The organism is Pseudomonas rhizoryzae, assembly GCF_005250615.1.
Taxonomy (GTDB): Bacteria; Pseudomonadota; Gammaproteobacteria; order Pseudomonadales; family Pseudomonadaceae; genus Chryseomonas; species Chryseomonas rhizoryzae.
On record NZ_SULM01000005.1, the window covers coordinates 219,288 to 239,980 of the forward strand.

At 63.6% G+C, this 20,693-nt stretch carries 18 protein-coding genes; 9 read left to right on the plus strand and 9 right to left on the minus strand.

What is annotated here, in order from left to right:
• The first annotated feature begins 5 nt into the window (after window positions 1–5).
• A complete protein-coding gene (locus FAZ11_RS09620; RefSeq protein WP_058773103.1) occupies window positions 6–686 on the plus strand; it encodes a hypothetical protein in 681 nt (226 codons plus the stop codon).
• Here the strand turns inward: FAZ11_RS09620 and FAZ11_RS09625 are convergent.
• Window positions 678–1,637, minus strand: a complete 960-nt coding sequence (locus FAZ11_RS09625; protein WP_058782404.1) for a LysR family transcriptional regulator — start codon at window positions 1,635–1,637, stop codon at window positions 678–680. The two genes, FAZ11_RS09620 and FAZ11_RS09625, sit on opposite strands and share 9 nt — an antisense overlap.
• Window positions 1,638–1,924: 287 nt before the next feature.
• Between FAZ11_RS09625 and FAZ11_RS09630 the strand changes: the two genes are divergently transcribed.
• The 3 genes from FAZ11_RS09630 to FAZ11_RS09640 all read left to right on the plus strand — a co-directional run bounded on the left by FAZ11_RS09630 (window position 1,925) and on the right by FAZ11_RS09640 (window position 5,003).
• A complete protein-coding gene (locus tag FAZ11_RS09630) occupies window positions 1,925–3,313 on the plus strand; it encodes an MFS transporter (protein ID WP_081320011.1) in 1,389 nt (462 codons plus the stop codon).
• 68 nt (window positions 3,314–3,381) lie between these two features.
• Window positions 3,382–4,452 carry a catalase family peroxidase gene (locus tag FAZ11_RS09635; RefSeq protein WP_137279202.1) on the plus strand — a complete coding sequence of 357 codons (1,071 nt, stop codon included), beginning with the start codon at window positions 3,382–3,384 and terminating at the stop codon, window positions 4,450–4,452.
• Window positions 4,449–5,003 (plus strand): cytochrome b, encoded by a 555-nt coding sequence (locus FAZ11_RS09640; RefSeq protein WP_058773105.1) that lies wholly within the window; start codon window positions 4,449–4,451, stop codon window positions 5,001–5,003. Before FAZ11_RS09635 ends, FAZ11_RS09640 begins: the two co-directional genes overlap by 4 nt.
• Before the next feature lie 504 nt (window positions 5,004–5,507).
• Here the strand turns inward: FAZ11_RS09640 and FAZ11_RS09645 are convergent.
• Window positions 5,508–6,452, minus strand: a complete 945-nt coding sequence (locus tag FAZ11_RS09645) for a DNA replication terminus site-binding protein (protein WP_058773106.1) — start codon at window positions 6,450–6,452, stop codon at window positions 5,508–5,510.
• 100 nt (window positions 6,453–6,552) lie between these two features.
• The gene (locus FAZ11_RS09650; RefSeq protein WP_058773107.1) at window positions 6,553–8,127 is read right to left on the minus strand and encodes an alkaline phosphatase D family protein; all 1,575 of its coding nucleotides are present in this window, start codon (window positions 8,125–8,127) and stop codon (window positions 6,553–6,555) included.
• A gap of 206 nt (window positions 8,128–8,333) precedes the next feature.
• Between FAZ11_RS09650 and FAZ11_RS09655 the strand changes: the two genes are divergently transcribed.
• Window positions 8,334–9,602 carry a 3-phosphoshikimate 1-carboxyvinyltransferase gene (locus FAZ11_RS09655; RefSeq protein ID WP_058773108.1) on the plus strand — a complete coding sequence of 423 codons (1,269 nt, stop codon included), beginning with the start codon at window positions 8,334–8,336 and terminating at the stop codon, window positions 9,600–9,602.
• Between the two features lie 38 nt (window positions 9,603–9,640).
• Window positions 9,641–12,712 carry a PAS domain S-box protein gene (locus FAZ11_RS09660; protein WP_137279203.1) on the plus strand — a complete coding sequence of 1,024 codons (3,072 nt, stop codon included), beginning with the start codon at window positions 9,641–9,643 and terminating at the stop codon, window positions 12,710–12,712.
• On the opposite strand, the gene FAZ11_RS09665 is transcribed toward FAZ11_RS09660, so the two are convergent.
• On the minus strand, window positions 12,678–13,556 hold the full coding sequence (locus FAZ11_RS09665; RefSeq protein ID WP_193557143.1) for a helix-turn-helix domain-containing protein: 879 nt from the start codon (window positions 13,554–13,556) through the stop codon (window positions 12,678–12,680). The genes FAZ11_RS09660 and FAZ11_RS09665 overlap by 35 nt on opposite strands.
• Before the next feature lie 146 nt (window positions 13,557–13,702).
• Between FAZ11_RS09665 and pobA the strand changes: the two genes are divergently transcribed.
• The gene (gene pobA / locus FAZ11_RS09670) at window positions 13,703–14,887 is read left to right on the plus strand and encodes a 4-hydroxybenzoate 3-monooxygenase (protein WP_058773110.1); all 1,185 of its coding nucleotides are present in this window, start codon (window positions 13,703–13,705) and stop codon (window positions 14,885–14,887) included.
• Window positions 14,888–14,965: 78 nt separating this feature from the next.
• On the plus strand, window positions 14,966–15,742 hold the full coding sequence (locus tag FAZ11_RS09675) for a TSUP family transporter (protein WP_058768882.1): 777 nt from the start codon (window positions 14,966–14,968) through the stop codon (window positions 15,740–15,742).
• Here FAZ11_RS09675 and nudC read toward each other — a convergent pair.
• Window positions 15,710–16,537 (minus strand): NAD(+) diphosphatase, encoded by an 828-nt coding sequence (nudC, locus tag FAZ11_RS09680; RefSeq protein ID WP_058773111.1) that lies wholly within the window; start codon window positions 16,535–16,537, stop codon window positions 15,710–15,712. The genes FAZ11_RS09675 and nudC overlap by 33 nt on opposite strands.
• On the minus strand, window positions 16,534–17,973 hold the full coding sequence (locus FAZ11_RS09685; protein WP_240043568.1) for a FimL-related protein: 1,440 nt from the start codon (window positions 17,971–17,973) through the stop codon (window positions 16,534–16,536). Before FAZ11_RS09685 ends, nudC begins: the two co-directional genes overlap by 4 nt.
• A gap of 3 nt (window positions 17,974–17,976) precedes the next feature.
• On the opposite strand from FAZ11_RS09685, the gene FAZ11_RS24975 reads away from it, so the two are divergent.
• A complete protein-coding gene (locus FAZ11_RS24975) occupies window positions 17,977–18,294 on the plus strand; it encodes a hypothetical protein (RefSeq protein WP_240043569.1) in 318 nt (105 codons plus the stop codon).
• 345 nt (window positions 18,295–18,639) lie between these two features.
• Here the strand turns inward: FAZ11_RS24975 and dnaQ are convergent, their stop codons facing one another.
• Genes dnaQ through FAZ11_RS09700 form a run of 3 tightly spaced genes read right to left on the minus strand, consistent with a single transcriptional unit; the run spans window position 18,640 to window position 20,641 of the window.
• Window positions 18,640–19,374: a DNA polymerase III subunit epsilon gene (gene dnaQ / locus FAZ11_RS09690; RefSeq protein WP_058773113.1), complete on the minus strand. Its 735-nt coding sequence runs from the start codon at window positions 19,372–19,374 to the stop codon at window positions 18,640–18,642.
• A 33-nt stretch (window positions 19,375–19,407) separates the two neighbouring features.
• Entirely contained in the window at window positions 19,408–19,872 is a 465-nt protein-coding gene (gene rnhA / locus FAZ11_RS09695; protein ID WP_058773114.1) for a ribonuclease HI, read from the minus strand.
• The gene (locus tag FAZ11_RS09700; protein ID WP_058761868.1) at window positions 19,865–20,641 is read right to left on the minus strand and encodes a methyltransferase domain-containing protein; all 777 of its coding nucleotides are present in this window, start codon (window positions 20,639–20,641) and stop codon (window positions 19,865–19,867) included. The genes rnhA and FAZ11_RS09700 overlap by 8 nt, the downstream gene beginning before the upstream one ends.
• Between the last annotated feature and the right edge of the window lie 52 nt (window positions 20,642–20,693).

Here is a 20,693-nt window from a genome sequence, read left to right on the forward strand (position 1 = left end):
AACCCATGACCCTTTGCCTGTTTCTTACCGCCTACCAGGAAGACGCGGCTTCCGACCTCGATAGGGACTGGTTGGATGCGGGCCTGGCCGAGGTGCACGGGGTGCGCGAGCTCATCCTGCATCTGCCCTTCGCCTTCGGCCAGGGCGATCCTCATCTGGTCGCAGCGGAACCGCCCCGGTGTGTGATCCAGCTGTATTTCCCTTCCCTCGCTGCGCTGGAGCAGGCCCTGGTCCGCCAGGGGCCGTTGGCACGACTGCTGACGAGAGCGGAGCTGACCGGCTATCACTGGACGCAGCAGGCCATGTTGGTTCGCTCCTTCATGCCTGCCGCTGGGGCAAGTCAGCGTTCGACAGGCGTTACCTATCTGGTGGAATACGACGGACACAGCGCAGACGACGATCACTGGCTGGCCTGCTATCTCCGGCAGCATCCACCGCTGCTGGCGCTACTGCCCGGGGTACGGGCGGTGGAGGTCTATACCCGCCTGGACTATTGCAGCGATCTGCCCATCGCGCGGGCCAGGGTGCTGCAACGCAACAAGGCGGTGTTCGATTGCGCAGCGGCACTCGCCACCGCCCTCGCCTCGCCTCAGCGCGATCGGCTACGCGAGGATTTCCTCAGCCTGCCGACCTTCACCGGCACGAGCCCCCACTACCCCATGCAAAGCGTCGCGCGGCTACCTTGAATCCCGCGCGGTACCGGCCGGCTCGGGCTCGGACGCGGTGCTGAAGAGCTCCACCAGCCGGTCGCGCAGCCAGGCGATGCCGGTATCCGCCGCAAAGCGGCTGTGGCAGTAGATGCCCACCGAAATCGTTGGCAGCTCGATGGGCAGGCGCAACAGCCGGTAGGCCTGATTACGGTTGACCTGCTGGGCGATGGCACGCGGCAGGATCAGTGCCAGCTCCGTGGTGGCGACGATTTCTGGTGCGATGGTGAAATTGGGCACCTTGAGGGCGATGTCCCGGTGCAGGCCGGCCTTGCGAAAGGCGTTGTCCGCCGTCTGGCCGTGGCCCGTCACATTGCTGGACACCTGGACATAGCGCAGCGTCCGCAACTGCTCGAGGCTCAACTCGGCGGTCTGGAGCGGATGATCCTTGCGTAGCAGGCAGATGAATTCGTCGTCCAGTAGAGTCTGGTAGAGACAATCCTCGCTGGGGTCCACCAGATAGCCCACGGCCACGTCCACATCCCCCTGACGCAGCGCCGTGGCCAGCTGGTCAATAGGCAGCGGCTGCACCTCCAGGGCGATGTTCGGTGCCTGGCTGGCCAGCCTCTCCATCAGGCGGGGCAGCACATACAGCTGGGACATGTCCGACATCGAGAGCCGAAAGGTTCGGGTGGCAGTCGCCGGGTCGAAAAGCGAGGTCATCATCAGCGCCCCCTGGATCGTCACCAGGGCATGTTCAATGGGGCCGAACAGCCGAATCGCGGCATCGGTGGGCTCCATGGCGGTCAGGGTGCGCACGAACAGCGGATCGTTGAAGACATCTCGCAGACGCCGCAACGCATGGCTCACGGCAGGCTGGCTCAGGTGCAGGCGTTCCGCTGCGATGGTCAGGCTACGGTGCTCCCAGATCGCCAGGAAGGTCTTCAACAGGTTCAGATCGACCGTGGCCAGGTTGATGTGCTTGGTCATAGGCCCTCTCGCAATACAATCACCCAGCGACTATTCATTATGCCGACACTGCACGCTCGGTGCGGCGAATTCCACCAGGCCTCGGTAATAACACCTAAGCAGCGCATTTTCCTACAACTTTCCGCAACGAACAGCGAATAAGCCGCCCCTATTCATCTCGTGCATACGGCCAATAATTCCTGATCATTTGACCGCTCGCGAGTTGCCCTCTTACTTTCCCAGGCACGGGCGCCGACACTTTGGCGCATTATTGAATCGATGCGAAACGTTGATAACAGGAAACCCTCATGACAATAAGTGTGGAAGATAACCCCAACGCTTCGCAGCGTCCGCGCGTGCTCAAAGCGGTATTCATCTCGGTGATCGGACAAATATTGGAATGGTACGATTTCTTTCTCTACGGAACGGCCGCGGCCTTGGTCTTCGGCGAATTGTTCTTCCCCATCGATGAAGATCCGCTGACCGGTATCATCGCCGCCTATGGTGGCCTGGCGCTGGGCTTCATCGCGCGCCCGGTGGGCGGCATCCTCTGCGGTCACCTCGGCGATCGCTATGGCCGCAAGGTGGTGCTGACCCTCACCCTCGCCGCCATGGGCGCCGCGACCTTCCTCATGGGTCTGCTGCCCACCTACCAGAGCATCGGGATCGCCGCGCCCATCCTGCTGATCCTGTTGCGGCTGGTGCAGGGGCTGGCGGCCGGTGGCGAGTGGAGCGGCAGCATCCTGGTGATCACCGAGAACACCCACCGCAGCCAGCGGGGCCGGTTTTCCGCCTGGGCCCCATGCGGCGCCGTGGTGGGCTTCGCGCTGTCCACCGGTGCCTTCCTGCTCGCCGAGACGATCTCCGGACCAGCGTTCCTGACCTGGGGTTGGCGACTGCCCTTCCTGTTCAGCGTCGTGTTGATCGGCGTCGGGCTGTATTTGCGTAGCCACATGCACGAAAGCCATGAGTTCGCTCAGGTCGCGGATCAGGGCAAGGCCGCCCAGGCACCGATCATGGAGGTGCTGCGCCGCCATCCCCGCCAGGTGTTGATGATCTTCGGCCTGCGGCTGGGCGAAGGCTGTGCCTCCTGGATGTATTTCACCTTCTCCATCGCCTACGGCAAGTTCCTGGGGCTTTCCAACACCTTCGTGCTGAGCGCCCTGACCTTCTCCATGCTGCTGATGATTCCCTGCGCGCTGCTGGCCGGCTATGCCTGCGATCGCATCGGCCGCAAGCCGGTATACCTGGCCGGCGCCCTGGGCATGTTGTTTCTCGCCTATCCGCTGTTCCTGATGTTCGAATCCGGTATGCCCTGGCTCATCGTCACCGGCCTGGTGCTGGCCAATGGTGTGGTACTTGGCCTACTCGAAGGCGCGCAGCCCGCCTATATCAGCGAACTGCTGCCGGCACGGCTGCGCTTCTCCGGCCTGGGCATCGGTCGGGAAGTGGCATCCGTGCTGGGCGGCGGACTGGCGCCGATCATCGCCACCGCGCTGCTGGCGCACTATCGCGCGCCAGAACCCATCGCCCTGTACCTGGGCTGCATGGCCTTGATCACCGTGATCGCCACCCTCTTCACGCCCGAGACCTACACCCGCCAGCAGCGCCTGGAAGACCGAGCGGCGTCCACGGCAAGACAGCAGCCCGCGCAGGCACAGCCCTATCCCCCATCGGGGTCGGCCATCACCCCCTGATTGCTGGCGAACAAGCCTCGGCCCACGCCACTGGGCCCGCTCCGATCACTGGAATCGACAGTACCCTGATGAATCGCTCGCAACGCAACATTCCGTGGCTACCGCTACTGGGCATAGGCGCCATCGTCGGTGGCCTGGCCCTTGCCTTCGCCTGGACCACCGGGCTGGTGGGGAGCCGGGTCACCACCCGCACCTTCCTCGGCGAAAGCCTGAACGACTTCGAGCCGGGCTACCGGCGTGCTCACGGCAAGGGGGTCTGCTTCGTCGGCGTCTTTCGCAGCAGTGGCGCCGCGGCTGAGCTGTCCCAGGCTAGGGTCTTCTCCCAGGCGGCGCTGCCCGTCATCGGACGCTTCTCCATAGGAGCCGTGGATCCCCATGCAGCGGACAACTCCACCGCCACGGTCAGCATGGCACTGCTCCTGACTGCCGATGACCACTCCCAGTGGCGCATGAAGCTCAATAACGCGCCCTACTTCGATACCCATAGTCCGGAAGGTTTTCTCGCCCAACGCCAGGCGTTCGCACCTGATCCACTAACCGGCAAGCCCGACCCGGCGCAGGTCGCCGCCTTCCTCGCGGCCTACCCCGAAGCGCGCAAGGCCATCGAACACAAGGCCACCGCGCCCTGGCCCAGCAGCTTCGCCGGAGCCCAGTACAACGTCATCAACGCCTTCATCCTGGTCACGGCGGATGGCAAGCGCCAACCGGTGCGCTGGTTCATGCGTCCCCACGCGGCCTTCGTTGGCTTCTCTGGCGAGCAACGCAGCCAGGCGCGTCACGACGCACTGTTCGAGGACCTGGCCCACCGGCTGCACAAGGGACCGCTCTATTGGGACCTGGTCCTGAAGCTCGCCGAGCCTGGTGATCCGGTCGACGATCCCTCGCAGCCTTGGCCTGCGGAGCGCCGGCAGGTGGTGGCCGGTAACCTGGAGGTGCGTCACGTGGCCGATCAACGCCTGGGCGGCTGTCGCGACGTCAACTTCGACCCCACGCTGGTGCCTGCCGGTATCGAGCTGTCCAAGGATCCGGTCCTGGCCGCCCGTGCCGGCATCTATTCGCACTCCTACAACGCCCGCTTGCGCGAGATCGCCCTGGGCAAGGCGAGCGATGCCGTGGGCGAGCAGGAAACCAGCCCATGAACCACTCGCCCACGCATTTCAACGGCCTCGCCCGCGCGCTGCACTGGCTGATGGCCGTCGCGATCCTCGCCATGCTGTTCATCGGTGCCGGCATGATGACCTCCCTGACCTGGCGGCCCTGGTTGATCGATCTGCACCAGCCGCTCGGCATCGCTATCCTGCTGCTAGCCCTGCTACGCCTGGCCAACCGGCTGCTGCGTCCCGTTCCCGAGCTGCCCTCCCACCTGCCGCGCTGGCAGGTCAGCGCGGCCCTGGCCTCGCATTGGCTGCTCTATCTGCTGATGATCTGCCTGCCCTTGCTGGGTTGGGCCGTGCGCTCAGCCGGTAACTGGCCGGTCACCCTGGCACCTGGCTGGTATCTACCCGTCATCGTCGCCCCGAACAGCACGCTCTATGCCTGGTTGCGCCTGGCACACGGGGTGTTCGCCTGGTTGCTGTTCGTGGTGATCCTCGGCCATCTTGGCGCCGCCCTGGTGCACGCCTGGATTCATCGCGATGGCGTCTTCTCCAGCATGGCGCGCGGCCAGAAGAAAGCTGAGGTCGAGGCCTAGGGTTGGTAGCCTCTGAGGGCCACGGTTCGCCTCAGGCGAGGCCGTTCAAGGATCAGGTAGAAAACCCTGCCTTGGGGCTTGATCGCACTTTCCGCCAGGCATGAAAAAAGGGAGCACTAGGCTCCCCCATCCAAATACGCCGTTGCCCTCTTGTTCTTGTTGTCGGACGCCAACGTGATCGATTGTCAGTACGCCCCACCAGGGGGTGGGAAGTGAACAGATTACTTTGGTCACTCAAGAGAGCTCCAAAATGATCTGTTCGCGAGCCTCGGCCTTCTTGTTTTTGTTGTGGGCTGTTAGCGGCGCATCTTGTTGTTCTTGTGCCAATAATAAAGCAGGCACTGTGCCAACATTTTCAACTCATTGAATTAAAAGGAATTATTAAAAAATACTGCTATTTCGCAACAGCTGGACCTTAAGATTTCGTTACCTTTCCACTCGCTGGCGAAGGATCTGGTTACGACACCGAAGCATCCGGTAACGCCCTGAGCACTCGGGTGGCCGTCACCGGCTATAGGTGGATCTCTTGAGGGTCGCTTCGTTGTGCCGCTGCGCGACCGGTCGCTCCGGGTTCTCGGTGGGCAGGTACAGCAATCGCGTTGCCAGTACTTCGCGACGAGGCTTAATATCGGGTCGCAGCGCGCCGCGCTGGGTGCGATCGAAATCCCGCAAATCCACTACCTGCATGCCATCCTGGGCCGGTACTACGAATACCGGCAGATTCGCGTGGATCATGGCGTCGTAGCGGCTCTCTTCACCGAACCAGAGCATCGCGCGCGGATGTGGCGCGATCTTCTTGTGCCTGACCAGGATGTCATCGTCCGCCATCCGATTGAGCGCCTGGTGCTCCTGCCATTCCGGTGTGCGATCGAGGGCGATCCGTTCACGGTCCGCACGGGCCAGGGCCAGGGTCTTCAATTGCTCCCTTACCTTCGCCACCTTGACGCGCTCACCGCCAGAGGTATGACCGGCCCAGGTAAAGGTCAGCTGCCGCACCGGATCGGGAAAGCCCTGGACCTTGCGGATCAGCTGCTTGGTATTGAACGCCCCACCCAAGGCCTTGCGCATGATCCGCGGACGCGCCTCTGGAGCCAGCTCCAGTTCCAGGCGCGTCTGTTCGATCGCCGCGCTGAAAGCGCTCTTGCAGGTGTTGATGGCCAGGATTTCCTCGACCAGAGGCTCGGCGAGCGCGATGTAGCCTGGCAGCCGGCTCACCGTGCCCGGCGCCTGGCCAGGCTGCAGGTGAAAGGCCAGCAAGGCCTCCTGGGTGAGCGCCACCGCCTCTGCGCCATCGAAGACTTCCACGGCGATGTGATCCGGCACCCGCTGCTGAGCCAGCAGCGGCAATCGCCAGACCTGAGCAGCCACCACCCTGCTCGGCCATAGCTCGTTGAAGGCGCTGATGGTGCTCTTGAGGGTCTCGAAGGCGTTCTTGATGTCTTCGTACATGGGCCGCATCCAACCTAATGACTACTAGATTGTAGCATTTAGCGCCATTTTCTCCTCCTTCTTGTTAACTTAGGCAGAGGATTGCAGTTAATTCTTTCAATCATACAGGGGTGGTATTATTTTCCATAGGCTTCAGTAGCTGCGCGAATTGGGCCTCGCCATCCTGGTTGCGCAAGGTGACCTTCAACTCGGCCGATTCGCCGTCGATCTCCACTTCCCCAAAGAATTGGAATTTGCTCAAGGGCGAGGTGTTTGGCTGCGGTGGCGCCTTCTGGAATACCACGCTGGGACCAAAGGTGGCATCCAACGGATTCGGTCCGAAGCTACCGGCGTTGAGCGGACCAGCGACGAACTCCCAGAAGGGGTCGAATGCCTGGAAGGCCGCCCGATCCGGGTGGTAATGGTGAGCCGCGCAATAATGCACGTCGGCGGTCAACCAGAGGGTATTGCGGATTTGCTGGCGGGCAATGAACCCCAGCAGCTCGGCTATCTCCAGTTCACGCCCCTTGGGTTGGCCGGGATCGCCATTGGCGATGGCCTCCCAACGCGGCTGCCCCTGATCGTCCTTGCCGTCCGGCACCTGCAGTCCGATGGGCATGTCGGCGGCGATCACCTTCCAGGTGGCCCGCGATGACTGCAACTCCTGCTTGAGCCAGTCCAGTTGCTCGCGCCCCAGGAACGCCCCCTTCCCGCTCGCGTCATCTCCCAGATTGCTGTCGTTACCGGCGCGATAGCTGCGCATATCCAGGACGAAAACGTCCAGTAGTGGACCGTAGGCGATCCTCCGGTAGATGCGCCCTGCCCCATCGGCGGAAACACCGCGCATGGGGGCGTATTCCAGGAAGGCCTGGCGAGAACGGCCGCTGAGGACACCGATATCCTTGACCTTGTAGCGATCGTCCAGCTGCTTGCTTGGCGACCAGTTGTTGGTGGTCTCGTGGTCATCCCATTGCCAGACCTGGGGCACCTCGGCATTGAACCGCCGCAGGTGGTCATCCATCAGGTTGTAGCGATAGTTGCCGCGGAACTCGTCGAGCGTCTCGGCCACCTTGCTCTTGGCTTCCGTGGTGACGTTGCGCCAGATGCGGCCCTCTTCCACGGTCAATTGGGCCGGCACCGGGCCGTCGGCATAGATGGTATCGCCGCTGTGCAGGAAGAAATCCGGACGGCGCTCGCGCATGGCTTGGTAGATGCGCATACCGCCGATATCGGGATTGATCCCGAAGCCCTGCCCCACGGTATCGCCACCCCAGACGAATCTGATGTCGCCACGCTGCGTCGGTGCCGAGCGCAGGTGCCCGGCGACCGGCTCACTGAGCGCGCCGGTATCCACGTCCTCGAAGCGGACCCGGTAGAAGATGTGCTGATCGGCGGGCAGCCCGGCGAGATCGAGACGGGCCGTATAGTCCTGCGCCGCCGTGGTTACCGGCCCCAGCACCTTGCGCGGCGAGCGGAAACTCGCCTGGGTATCCCACTCCACCAGCAGGCGTGCCGGACGATCCGTCCGGCTCCAGATCAGGGCCCGATCCTGGGTCACATCCCCGGCCTGGACGCCGTCGGTCACGACAGGCCGGCCGGAGGGCGCCGCCCAGGTACGGGAGCCCAGGGCCGGTAACAACAGCGTCGCGCCCAGGCCTTGCAGGACACGGCGGCGATCAGGACGAATCAGGGACATGGCAAGCTCCTCAGGTAGAAAACAGCTAGCACTACCCCGACCTGATGACTCGTTCGTGACAGCAGAGGGTGGACGACGATCCGATCACAACTATAGGGGTGGTATTACCCAACAAGCCGCCTGGGCCTGAGCCGCGTGAAATGGCATCATGGCGCCCTTGTTGCGATCCGCCGCCATGGCCTGTCGCGAAGTTGCTTGGAGCCCTCATGTCTGCCAGACCCTACATCACCGTTACCCCCCCCAACGCTGCGCTGAAGGGGCGGATCGCCCCGCCCGGCTCCAAGTCCATCACCAACCGCGCCCTGCTCCTGGCAGCCCTGGCGAAGGGCACGAGTCGGCTGACCGGCGCACTGAAGAGCGATGACACCCGCCATATGTCCGAGGCCCTGCGGCTGATGGGGGTCACCATCGAGGAACCGGATGCCACCACCTTCGTGGTGACCAGCTCCGGTCGCCTGCAGCAGCCCTCCCAACCGCTGTTCCTCGGCAACGCTGGCACCGCGGTGCGCTTCCTCACCGCGGCGGTGGCGACCGTCGATGGCGCCGTCACCCTGACCGGCGACGCCTATATGCAGAAGCGCCCCATCGCCCCCCTGCTCGACACCCTGAACGCCAATGGCATCCAGGTCGCAGCCCCGACGGGCTGCCCGCCGGTGACGGTACAGGGGCAGGGGCGCCTCACCGCCCGGCGTTTCGAGGTCGATGCCGGGCTGTCCAGCCAGTACGTCTCGGCATTGTTGATGCTGGCCGCCCTGGGCAGCGAGCCCGTGGACGTCGCCTTGCGCGGTAGCGAGATCGGCGCTCGTGGCTATGTCGATCTGACCGTGGCCGCCATGCGCGCCTTCGGTGCCGAGGTGGAGCAACTCGATGCCGCGACCTGGCGGGTCGCCCCGACCGGCTACGTCGCCCGCGACTATTTCATCGAGCCGGATGCCTCGGCCGCCACCTACCTCTGGGCCGCTCAGGCACTGACCGGCGGCGCCATCGACCTGGGGGTCGCCGACGATGGCTTCACCCAGCCCGATGCCAAGGCCCGCGAATACATCGCCGCCTTCCCGCAACTGCCGGCCGTGATCGATGGCTCCCAGATGCAGGACGCCATTCCCACGCTGGCCGTGGTGGCGGCCTTCAACGAAACGCCGGTGCGTTTCGTGGGGCTGGCCAACCTGCGCGTGAAAGAGTGCGACCGGGTAGCCGCGCTGCACGATGGTCTGAATGCCATCCGCCCCGGCCTGGCCAGCGTGGAAGGTGACGACCTGCTGGTGGCGGCCGATCCGGCCTTGGCGGGCAGCCAGGTCGACGCAGTAATCGAAACCCACGCCGATCACCGCATCGCCATGTGCTTCGCCCTGGCCGGACTCAAAATCGCGGGCATCCGCATTCTCGATCCGGAATGTGTCGGCAAGACCTATCCTGAGTACTGGAATGCCCTGCGCAGTTTGAATGTCCAACTGCACGAGGGTGTCGAGGCCTAACCGCCACTTGCCGCAGGCCAGTCCAAGGGAATCCCTGAATGTCGATCTCTTCGCTCGAACACCTGGCGCTTCTGCAATTGACCTCCCATGCCCTGGTCATCACCGACCGGCACGGGCGCATCGAGCGTTGGAATCGCGGAGCGGAGTTGCTGTGTGGCTGGAGCGCCGCGGACGCTGAAGGACAGCCTTTCACCGAGCTGCTGACAGCCGGCCGCGATGCGGCCTTTCTCGCAACCGCCGAGCACCAGGCACTGATCGACGAGCATGGGCAGGGAGCGGGCTGGATCGGGCTTCGCAAGGGCCAGTCCCGCTGGGTGGAAGTGGCGACGACCGCCTTGAAGCAAGCCACCGAGGTGCTCGGCTTTGTCCATGTCCTGCAGGACCGGACCGAACAGCTGGTGTCCGAGGAACGGGTACGCCTCGCCCAGCAGGTCGGCCGGGTCGGTACCTTCGAACTCCTGCCGGGCGAGGCGCGCCTGCTGGTGTCGTCGGGCTTCTGCCACCTTTGGGGATTGCCGGAACGGCGCAGCTATCCTCTGGACGAATTGACCAGGCAACTGCACCCCGACGACGTGGCCAGCCTGAGAACGCTCACGGCGGAGCCCGACGACGATGCGTTGGATTATCTTGAATACCGCATCCGGCGCGCCGACACCGGCGAGGAACGCTGGCTCGGACGCCGCGGCCAACTGATGTCCAGCCAGGGCGCGGGGCGCTACCTGGGGGTGTGCTACGACATTACCGAACGCAAGCGCAACGAGGCGGCCATCACCGAACGGGATGTCTGGCTGCAGGAGCTGTACCACGGCATGCGCGAGGGCTTCTACATGGCCCAGGCGATCCGTGATGACGCTGGCCGGATGCAGGATTTCCGTTTTCTCGAGGTCAACCCGATCTTCGCCACGCTGACGGGCATTCCGCTGGATCAAGTACTGGGCAAGACGCTGCGCCAAGCCCTCCCGCAATTGGAAGCGGATCTGCTGCCCGCCTACGCCGACTTCATGAACTCCGACGCGGAATTCACCCAGTTCGATATCCTGCTGCATCTGCAGCATGAGCACTGGTACGAAGTACGCGCGCACAAACTGCCGGCGGATCGCTTCGCCGTGCTGTTCATCGACATCAGCGGCCATCGCCGCCAGGCGCAAGAGCTAGCCCGCAACGAGGCCCAGTTGCGCGCCATCATCAACTCCATCGACCAGATGGTGTGGGCCACGCGCCCGGATGGCCACCATTTCTACTTCAATGATCGCTGGTACGAATTCACCGGTGCCCCGGAGGGCTCCACGGAAGGCGATGGCTGGGCCAATATCTTCCATCCGGAGGACCAGGAGCGTACCTGGAAAGTCTGGCACCACAGCCTCAGTACCGGTGAGCCCTACCATATCGAGTATCGCCTGCGACATCGCTCGGGTCGGTACCGCTGGGTGCTCGGCCGCGCCCAACCCGTGCATGACGCCAAAGGACGCATCGAGCAGTGGTTCGGCACCTGCACCGATATCCAGAGCATCGTCGATGCCCGCGAAGTCCTTACCCGCTCGCGCCAGGAACTCGAACACCAGATCGAACTGCGCACCCGCGAGCGCGACCGGATGTGGCGCATCAGCCACGACCTGATGGTGATCTGCCGGGCCGATGGCGAGGTGAAGACGGTGAACAGCGCCGCCACCCGGCTGCTGGGCCGTCGCGAAACCGACCTGGCCAGTCTCCAACTGACCGAACTGCTGCATCCGGAGGACCAACGCCGGGTGTACGACACCTTACGCAGCCTGGGCACCCATCAGGGCGCGGCGAGCCTCAGGGCGCGGGTGCAGGCGCGGGATGGCAGCTATCGCATCCTCGACTGGACGGCCAGCGCCGAGGACGATCTCATCTATGCGGTCGGCCGCGACGTCACCGAACAGGAAGAACTGCAGGAGCAGTTACGCCAGGCGCAGAAGATGGAAGCGGTGGGCCAACTCACCGGTGGGATCGCCCATGACTTCAATAACCTCCTCACCGGGATCATGGGCAGCCTCGATATGCTGCAACGCCATCAGAAGGCCGGGCGACAAGAAAAATTCGAGCAATATCTGGGGAGTGCCCTCACCTCGGCCCAGCGTGCCGCCGCCCTCACCCAGCGCCTGTTGGCCTTTTCCCGCCGCCAGGCGCTGGACCTCCAGCCGGTTCAGGTCAATGCCAGCGCGCGCTCCATGGAGGACCTGCTATTGCGCAGCCTGCGTGGCGACATCGCGCTCATCCTGGATCTGGATAGCGCTCTCTGGCAGGCGCTCACGGATCCCCATCAACTGGAAAGCGCCCTGCTCAATCTGGTCATCAATGCGCGCGACGCCCTACCCCATGGCGGCCAGATCCGCATCGAGACGCACAACGTCTACCTGGCTGAAAGCGGTAACGGCCTGGATGCGGTGAGCGCCGGTGACTACGTCGCCCTGCTGGTAACCGACGATGGGATCGGGATGCCGCCAGAAGTCATGGCCCGCGCCTTCGATCCCTTCTTCACCACCAAGCCCATCGGCCAAGGTACCGGCCTGGGGCTGTCGATGATCTATGGCTATGCCAAGCAATCCAAGGGGCATGTGCGCCTGGAGTCCAAGCCCGGCAAGGGGACGACCGTCGGTCTCTACCTGCCCCGCTACCTGGGTGCCGACGTGGAGCCAACCCCGGTCGCCCCACCGGCCATTACGCCACGGGGCGGTGGCAAGATCATTCTGGTGGTCGAAGACGAGCCCGTGGTCCGGCAGATGGTGGTGGAGCTGCTCAAGGAGCTGGGCTACGCGACGCTACAAGCCGAGGATGCCCGAGGCGCCCTGCCCATCCTGGAAAGCAGCCAGCCCATCGATCTGCTGCTATCGGATGTAGGCCTACCCGGCATGAACGGGCGTCAATTGGCGGAAATCGCGCGCCAGCGCCGCACCGCACTCAAGGTGCTCTTCGCCACCGGCTATGCGGAAGGGGCGCACCTGGAAGGCTACCTGGAGCCAGGGATGACGCTGATCACCAAGCCTTTCAATCTGGACGTCCTGGCCAGCCGGGTGGCGGAAACCCTGGATGCCCTCGTTGAAAACTCCAGCCCTACCCCGGTACCGCTGTCTGACGGCGATAACTGAGCGGGCTCTGGCCGGTGCCACGACGAAAGAAGCGCGCGAAGTAGGCGGGATCGGTGAAGCCAAGGACATCGGCGATCTCCGCCACCGAGGCTTGGGTGAAACTCAAGTTGCGCCGCGCCTCCAATAGCAGTCTTTGATGGACGATCTCCAGAGCCGAGGTGCCGGCCAGCTGACGGCACACGGCATTCAAATGCACCCCCGAGATACCCAGGGCGCCGGCGTAGCGGCCGAGATTCCAATGGTCGCGATAATGCTGCTCCACCAGGGCGAGATAGCGCCCCAGATGCTGCTCGGCACGCCTTGGCAGCGCGGTCGCCACCTTTTGCGTCTGCTGCCGTACCAGCCAGACGGCCAGGCTGTCCAGCAAGGCCTCGAGCATCACCTCCCGTCCAGGCCGATGTCCCTCGTATTCGGCGACCAGTTGGCCAATCAGCCGTTCGATCCCTAACGCATCCTCACCCGCGAGTGCGAAGCGAGCCACGCTGAGAAACAAGCCCTGCCCACTGCCCTGGCAGCGCTGCTTCAAACGCTCTACCTGGGGCAACGGCAAGGTGATCACGAAGCCTTCGACGGCGGGATCAAATTCGAAGGCATGTACGCAGAGCATCGGCAGCACCACCAGTAGCGGACCGGACAGCGCGCCGTGCCAGTCCTCCAGTTGCAGACGCAACGAACCCGTTCGGACATAGAGCATTTGCACCAGATCAGCGTGCCTATGGGTGTCGATGCACCAGGCGTGCAAACGACTCCGGCTCTCGATCGTCTCGCAATGCAGCAGGTCGGGGGCAGGCCAGGCCTGCGCCTCGCCATACAGCTTGAAAATAGGTGGATAGCCGTCGTTCATCGTCAGACCTCGGGCGATAGCCGCACGAACCATCGAAAAGTACCAGAAAATGATCAATACCAGCCTGACCATCTCGCCTGGAGTCGTCCAAAAATACCGAAACCATACAAGAACGCGGCGTTCACGCCCGACAAGAGGAATTCCCCATGCGCACCCAAGTCGTGATCATCGGCGCCGGGCCGTCCGGCCTGCTCCTAGGCCAATTGCTCAGCCGCTCCGGCATCGACAACGTCATCCTCGAGCGCCAGAGCGCAGAGCATGTCCTCAGCCGCATTCGTGCCGGCGTGCTCGAACAGGGTACCGTCGACCTGCTCCGCCAGGCCGGCGTGAGCGAGCGCTTGGAACACGAAGGTCAGGTGCATCACGGCGTGGAATTCGCCATCGATGGCAAACGCGAGCGGCTGGATCTGCATGAACTGCTCGATGGACGCTGTGTCACCGTCTACGGCCAGACCGAAGTGACCCGTGACCTGATGGCCGCGCGCAAGGCCAGTGGCGGGATCACGCTGTACCACGCCAGTGCTGTCCAGCCCCACGAGATCGCAGGTGAGAGCCCCTATGTCACCTGCCAGATCGCCGGCGAGTCGGTGCGCATCGACTGCGACTACATCGCGGGTTGCGACGGCTTCCATGGGGTGTCCCGCCAGGCCATTCCAGCGGGGGTACTGACCGAGTACGAGCGCGTCTACCCCTTCGGTTGGCTGGGCCTGCTGAGCGACACGCCACCGGCCAGCGAAGAACTCATCTACGCAAGCCACGCGCGCGGCTTCGCCCTGTGCAGCATGCGCTCCGCGACCCGCAGTCGCTACTACCTGCAGGTGGATGCGGGCGATGCGGTCGAGAACTGGTCGGATGAGCGCTTCTGGGAAGAGCTCAAGGCCCGCTTGCCCGAGGAAACCGCTGCGCAGCTGGTCACCGGGCCCTCGCTGGAAAAGAGCATCGCCCCACTACGCAGCTATGTCGTGGAGCCCATGCAATACGGTCGGCTGTTCCTGGTCGGGGACGCCGCCCACATCGTGCCGCCAACGGGCGCCAAGGGGCTCAACCTGGCTCTGGGTGACGTCCGCAACCTGCATCTGCTGCTGGAGCGGGCGTACCGCACGGGCAATCCCTCCTGCCTGGAGCGCTATTCGGAGCTGTGCCTGAAGCGCATCTGGGCGGCGGTGCGATTTTCCTGGTGGATGACCACCGCGCTGCACCGTTTTCCCGACACCGATGCCTTCACCCAGCGTGTGCAAGACGCCGAGTGGCGCGCCCTCCTCGATTCCAGAGCGGGTCGCACCACCATTGCGGAAAACTACGTCGGCCTGCCCTTTCCGGCCCTGGATTGAACCTACGGGGAGACAGGTGGTGACCGGGGCGCGACTGGTGCATGATGGCGCCCCCGTTTTATCTGGCCCGCCGCTCCCATGCTCGAATTCGCTCTGGACCCCACGACCCTGGTACTGCTCGCCGGGGTCGCCTTTCTCGCCGGTTACATCGATGCCATCGCCGGTGGCGGGGGGTTGCTGACGGTACCCGCACTGCTCATGGCCGGTGTTCCCCCACACCTGGCCATCGGCACCAACAAGCTCAGCTCCACCTTCGGCAGCGCCACGGCGGCCTACACCTTCTATAGACGCAAGCTCTTCCAACCGCGGCAATGGCGCCATGCCCTACTCGCGACCGCCATCGGTGCCGGCGTGGGTGCCCTGGTCGCGCATCATCTGCCCGCGGACTTCCTCAACCAGCTGCTGCCCGTGGTGGTCTTCAGCTGTGCGCTGTACCTGCTGTTCGGCGGCACGCCCAAGGCGCCCCTGCTCAGCGATGCCCCCATCCCGCAACGTCGCCAATGGCCACAGGGCGTGACTCTGGGGATGTACGACGGAGTCTTCGGTCCGGGCACCGGGGCCTTCTGGACGGTCAGCAGCCTGCTGCTTTACCCGCTGGATCTGCTCAAGGCCAGCGGTGTCGCCCGCACCATGAATTTCGTCAGCAACGGCGTCGCCCTGGCGATGTTCATCGCGCTCGGCCAGGTCCTCTGGGTACTGGGTCTCACCATGGGCCTGTCGCTGACCCTTGGCGCCTATCTAGGCGCCCGCAGCGCCATCGCCGGCGGAGCCAAGTTCATCCGCCCGGTGTTCATCTGCGTCGTGCTGGCGCTGACGATCAAGCTAATCTGGCAGCACTGGTTTGGCGCCGCCTAAGCGTTCGGCGCGATAGAGGTCGATCAGGTAGCGGGAGATGGAAAAAGCGGGTGGCAGCGTCGGCAGATCCCGCAACTCGAACCAGCGAGCATCCTCGATCTCATCGGGCTGGCAGCGAATCTCACCCGCCACGTAATCGACGTGATAACCCAGCATCAAGGAATGCGGATACGGCCAGTTCTGGCTACCCTGGTAGCGCAGGTTGGTCACCGAGACCCCCACCTCTTCCATGATTTCGCGGTGCACACAGGCCTCGGCCGACTCCCCCGGTTCGACGAAGCCCGCCAGGGTGCTGTAGACGCCTGGGGCGAAACGGGGCGAGCGGGCCAGCAAGACCTCATCGCCCCGGGTGATCAGCGCGATCATGCTGGGTGACAGCCGTGGATACTGGGTAAGCTGGCAGTTCGGGCATTGCAATCCACGCTGGCCAGCGAGGGCGAAGGTACGGGTTCCACACTGACCGCAGAAGCGATGTTGCCGCGCCCAGGTACCGATCTGGTTGGCGTAGCCCAACAGCTTGAACAGCGCATGGGGCGATTGCAGCATCAGCGGCCGCAAGGGCTGCCAACTACAGCCTTCGAGGTCTTTCTGGCTATCGAGCTCGATCAGGGTGACGGCCTGTCCCTGCCACTGGCCGAGTCCATGCAGATCCCCCTCGAGCCCCTGGAGGCGCGGATCGTCACCGGTGAAGAGCACCTCCGCACCACAGGTAAGAAAGGCCTGGCCACTGTGGACGACCAGCCAACCGGGCGACGTTGGCAGCGCCTGGAACCAGCCCGGCTGCCATGGCGTCATGCGGCAGCCGACGTCCAGCCCAGGGCGCGAATGCTCTGCGCCGCGATATCGAGAATTTCCGGCGTACCGCCATGGCCCTCGGTACCGCCGCTCTCGACGAAGAACTCGATGCTACTCAGGGCATCCGCCAAGACTTCAAGGGTAGCCGGCTCGCACACCTGACCATCGTCGATCAAGCACCGCTGGATATAGCCGGTGCAGGCCCGCACCAGCTCGGCGGCGCGGGGATTACCCAAGAAGAACAAGGCTCCCCGTACGGTATCGAGCAAAGCAGGGACCGTGGTGAGATGAAGGGTATCGCCACGCGAATCGAGGAAGGCGCCAATGGCGCGCTTGGCGTCGGTGAGCCCTTTGTAGGCCTCCTTGTGCAACAGCGCCTGGGCTTCACCCAACTGGTAATTGGCCACGCTGAGCTGGACGTCCTTGGCGTCGAGGGAGGTGTCGAGCAAGTTGCCCTGCCCCTCGGGTTGACCGAGCAGGCTTTCCACGAGCAGCAAGGCATCCGCCAGAGGTGCCAAATCCTCGAGCATCAGCGTCTTGTCTTTCCATTCGGAGATACTCGGTAGGCACTGCTGCAGCACCCGGCCAGCGTTGTCCTGGCCCACCATCTCCAAGGTCTTGCCCAGCAGGCCGACCTGGACATACAGCCGCGAGAAATTATCGGAGACCGCGGAGTGACCTTGCTCGCCGCCGTGGCTCACCTCGGCCTCGATGAGGTCGATCAGATCCTTGACCGTTTCCAGTTCTTCGCGGATGGCGGCGGAGAGCGAATGCATGACCGCATGCCCGGGACCGGCGAGACGCTTCTTGCCGGCCTCCAGCTGTGCATCGGTGAAGCCCAGGCGCTCGATGCCATAGGCGTTCATCACCTGCTGCGGATGGGCCGCGTCGACACCGGCGAGCGCCAGTAGATAGAGGAGTTCCTTGAGCGTACTACGCGCCGGCTCATGCAACTCGTTACCCAGCATCTGGCGCAGTTCGCGATCGACGCGGGCGAACAGTTGCTTACGCTCCCGAGTGGGGGTCAAACGGCCCTGGGCGAAGCCCTCGGCGGTCGCCGCAGCGACCCAGGGCAGGTAGCCGCCGACATGGTCGTGCAACAAGGCAGCCGAACGTTCCAGTGCCCGCGCCATGAGCTTCAGGCTAGCCAGACTATTGACGTCGCGCAAAAAGCCGAGCAGGCCAATCTGATACATCTGACGCATTCTGCGTGCCTGAGCGGATCGTTCACGGGCAGCCAAGCGCGTGGGCTCGGTGATCTGCGGCCGCTGATCCAGACGCACACTGAAGAAATAACTTTCCGGCAACTCCGGCTCGCCACCTGCCATGCGCAGGGCATTGATGGCGGGCAGCAGCAATTCAGGCATCTCATCCTGCCCGCTGCGGAGTTGTTCGAGATAGCGGCGCAGCATATGCAGGCCGCGACAAATCGACATGAGATGCTCGTCGTGTTCGGGACCAGCACCTGCGGGGATATCATTGGCAATCTGCAGGGTTTCATGCGCGAGCAGCTGGGCCCCTGTCAGCTCGATGAGTGTCAGGGCACCACGAATCTGGCCGATACTTTCTACGGCGCGCTGCAACAGGCTGCTGCAATGCCGCTCGACGATGAATCGCTCAAGATAGGACTCAGCTTCTTCAATGGTCGCGAACAGCTGTTCGCGGACCAAGCTCAAAGCTCTCGCTCCAGTCACCATGGTGCCTTACGCCTCCTGCGCCAATACAACTTCGCAAACGCCACCCTAGACGGGGGATAAGGCTTGCTATTCCCAATGAATCTTAGGTACCGCGTCATCCTAACGGGGCTACACTAAAAATCCGGTAATGCCTGGCGCTTAGCGTGCCGGACAATCACCGCAACCTACCACAGCCAACCGCTCCGCCTTGCATCCACCACAACGAAGCGACAACTCCAATTCGTCGTATGAATATTTGGGACTACAAAAAGTTCCGGAGAAATTCAAATTCGGCGATTCATTCAGGTCCAAATGACCAGTCTGCATCGTTCTAGTTGAACAATAGCTGAAAATTGTGAGGTCTTTCGGTTTATTCGGACGAGCGCGAATTTGCCAGTGCCGAATCAGCCACTGGCCCCAGGCAGCTTATTCGGCACCAATGCCCGCCAGCCAGAGCGGAACCTTGCCGCAGCTCTTCTCGATGGCGGCCATACGCGCGGTATGAGCCTCGATATCCGCAGCAGAGGCACTAATCACCCGGGTGCGTGGACGATCGGCCGGCAGCCGCTTGATCGGCATGACATAGTTGCCATCACCATTGCCTTCCTGGCCATGGGCCGCTAGGGAAAGGCTGGTCTGGCCACCAGTCATGGCCAGATAGACGTCCGCGAGGATCTCGGCGTCGAGCAGTGCGCCGTGCAGCTCGCGGTTGGAGTTGTCTACCCCATAACGCTTGCACAGGGCGTCCAGGCTATTGCGTTGCCCGGGATGGCGCCCACGGGCCATGACCAGGGTATCGAGTACCGAGCAGTGCTGGGTGATGTCGGCGCGCTCGGGATGGACGCCCAGGCGCGCGAATTCGCTGTTGATGAAGCCCACGTCGAAGGGCGCGTTGTGGATGACGAGCTCGGCGCCTTCGATGAACTCGAAGAAACTGTCGGCGATCTCGGCGAAGCGCGGCTTGTCGGCGACGAACTCATCGGTGATGCCGTGTACCGCGATGGCGCCTTCGTCGATCTCTCGATCCGGATTGAGATAGACGTGGAAATGACGCCCGGTCAGTCGGCGCCCGATCACCTCGACCCCACCGATCTCGATGACCCGGTGGCCGTCGGTTACCGGCATGCCGGTGGTTTCGGTATCCAGAACTACGTATCTCATCGCTACCTCTTGGCCTGTCTCGCTCGGCCGGTGTTAGGCCTTGGCGGCCTGTTTGACTTGTCTTACCTCATCCACGCCACGGTTGGCCAACTGGTCGGCCCGCTCGTTTTCGGGATGACCGGTATGCCCTCTTACCCAGCGCCATTCCACGTCGTGCCGCTGTACCTGGGCATCGAGTGCCTGCCACAGCTCGGCGTTCTTCACCGGCTGCTTGGCGGCGGTCTGCCAACCACGCTTCTTCCAGTTCGCCAGCCACTGGGTGATTCCCTTCATCACGTACTCGGAGTCGGTGGTCAGCCGGATACGACAGGGACGCTTGAGCGCCGCCAGCGACTGAATGGCCGCCATCAGTTCCATGCGGTTGTTGGTGGTGTTGGCTTCGCCGCCCCAGAGCTCACGCTCCGCACCGCGGTACTTCAGCAGGGCGCCCCAGCCGCCGGGACCCGGATTGCCCTTGCAGGCGCCGTCGGTAAAGACCTCGACGATGTCGTCACTCATTGGATTCACTCGATTCGCGCCGGGCGATCTTGGCCACCGGCATGGGCACCAGCTTGCCGCGCGGTTCCTTGCGGACCTGGGGCACCGGGCGCAACCCGAACATCAGCTTGCGTGCCGACAGCAGGTAGAAGCCGGCACCTGCGGCCTGCTCGCTGCTGGGATCGATGTCCCCCTGCTCCATCCAGGCCAGGCGCTGCTGCCACTTGTGGGATGAAAGCGGCGGACGATAACACCCGAAGCGCCGTTTCTCCAGCGCGAAGCCCAGCAGCGACAGCCAGTCCGCGACCCGGCTGGCCCCGAAGCAGCGGGCCTTGCGCAAGGCGTCGCGGGCCAGATAGTGCCGCACGCCCCACAGGCTCCAGGGATTGATGCCCACCACCACCAGGTGGCCACCGGGCCTCACGCTCAGCGCCGCTTCGCGCAGCAGACGATGGGGCGACAGGGAAAAATCCAGGCCATGCTGCAACAAAACGACATCCGCGGCGTGCTCACCCAACGGCCAGGCGCCTTCCTCGCAGATGATGTCGACATCGCCCAGCGGTGGCCCGATCCGCACCGTATGCCGGAGCTGACCGCAGTTGGCCAGAGATTCCGGATGCGGCCCGTAGTGGACGAGGTAGCTGCCGAAATGCCGCTTGAGCTCTTCGTCGATCAGCACCCGCTCCTGTTCGAGCAACAGCTGCCCCAGCGGGCCGGACATCCACTCCCGCGCCGAACTCATGAGCTTGAGCCAGCGCGGATCGACCTGGGCCGAAAATTCGTCGTGCATCGTCTGGTCCTCTCCTGAAGAAGCCTGAACTGTTGCCGTACCACCTGCTGCT

Excerpts from the sequence above, each read along its gene's own strand:
- FAZ11_RS09620 (WP_058773103.1), top strand. The coding sequence starts at position 6 with ATGACCCTTTGCCTGTTTCTTACCGCCTACCAGGAAGACGCGGCTTCC.
- FAZ11_RS09625 (WP_058782404.1), bottom strand. The coding sequence starts at position 1,637 with ATGACCAAGCACATCAACCTGGCCACGGTCGATCTGAACCTGTTGAAG.
- FAZ11_RS09630 (WP_081320011.1), top strand. The coding sequence starts at position 1,925 with ATGACAATAAGTGTGGAAGATAACCCCAACGCTTCGCAGCGTCCGCGC.
- FAZ11_RS09635 (WP_137279202.1), top strand. The coding sequence starts at position 3,382 with ATGAATCGCTCGCAACGCAACATTCCGTGGCTACCGCTACTGGGCATA.
- FAZ11_RS09640 (WP_058773105.1), top strand. The coding sequence starts at position 4,449 with ATGAACCACTCGCCCACGCATTTCAACGGCCTCGCCCGCGCGCTGCAC.
- FAZ11_RS09645 (WP_058773106.1), bottom strand. The coding sequence starts at position 6,452 with ATGTACGAAGACATCAAGAACGCCTTCGAGACCCTCAAGAGCACCATC.
- FAZ11_RS09650 (WP_058773107.1), bottom strand. The coding sequence starts at position 8,127 with ATGTCCCTGATTCGTCCTGATCGCCGCCGTGTCCTGCAAGGCCTGGGC.
- FAZ11_RS09655 (WP_058773108.1), top strand. The coding sequence starts at position 8,334 with ATGTCTGCCAGACCCTACATCACCGTTACCCCCCCCAACGCTGCGCTG.
- FAZ11_RS09660 (WP_137279203.1), top strand. The coding sequence starts at position 9,641 with ATGTCGATCTCTTCGCTCGAACACCTGGCGCTTCTGCAATTGACCTCC.
- FAZ11_RS09665 (WP_193557143.1), bottom strand. The coding sequence starts at position 13,556 with ATGAACGACGGCTATCCACCTATTTTCAAGCTGTATGGCGAGGCGCAG.
- pobA (WP_058773110.1), top strand. The coding sequence starts at position 13,703 with ATGCGCACCCAAGTCGTGATCATCGGCGCCGGGCCGTCCGGCCTGCTC.
- FAZ11_RS09675 (WP_058768882.1), top strand. The coding sequence starts at position 14,966 with ATGCTCGAATTCGCTCTGGACCCCACGACCCTGGTACTGCTCGCCGGG.
- nudC (WP_058773111.1), bottom strand. The coding sequence starts at position 16,537 with ATGACGCCATGGCAGCCGGGCTGGTTCCAGGCGCTGCCAACGTCGCCC.
- FAZ11_RS09685 (WP_240043568.1), bottom strand. The coding sequence starts at position 17,973 with ATGTCGATTTGTCGCGGCCTGCATATGCTGCGCCGCTATCTCGAACAA.
- FAZ11_RS24975 (WP_240043569.1), top strand. The coding sequence starts at position 17,977 with ATGCTCGTCGTGTTCGGGACCAGCACCTGCGGGGATATCATTGGCAAT.
- dnaQ (WP_058773113.1), bottom strand. The coding sequence starts at position 19,374 with ATGAGATACGTAGTTCTGGATACCGAAACCACCGGCATGCCGGTAACC.
- rnhA (WP_058773114.1), bottom strand. The coding sequence starts at position 19,872 with ATGAGTGACGACATCGTCGAGGTCTTTACCGACGGCGCCTGCAAGGGC.
- FAZ11_RS09700 (WP_058761868.1), bottom strand. The coding sequence starts at position 20,641 with ATGCACGACGAATTTTCGGCCCAGGTCGATCCGCGCTGGCTCAAGCTC.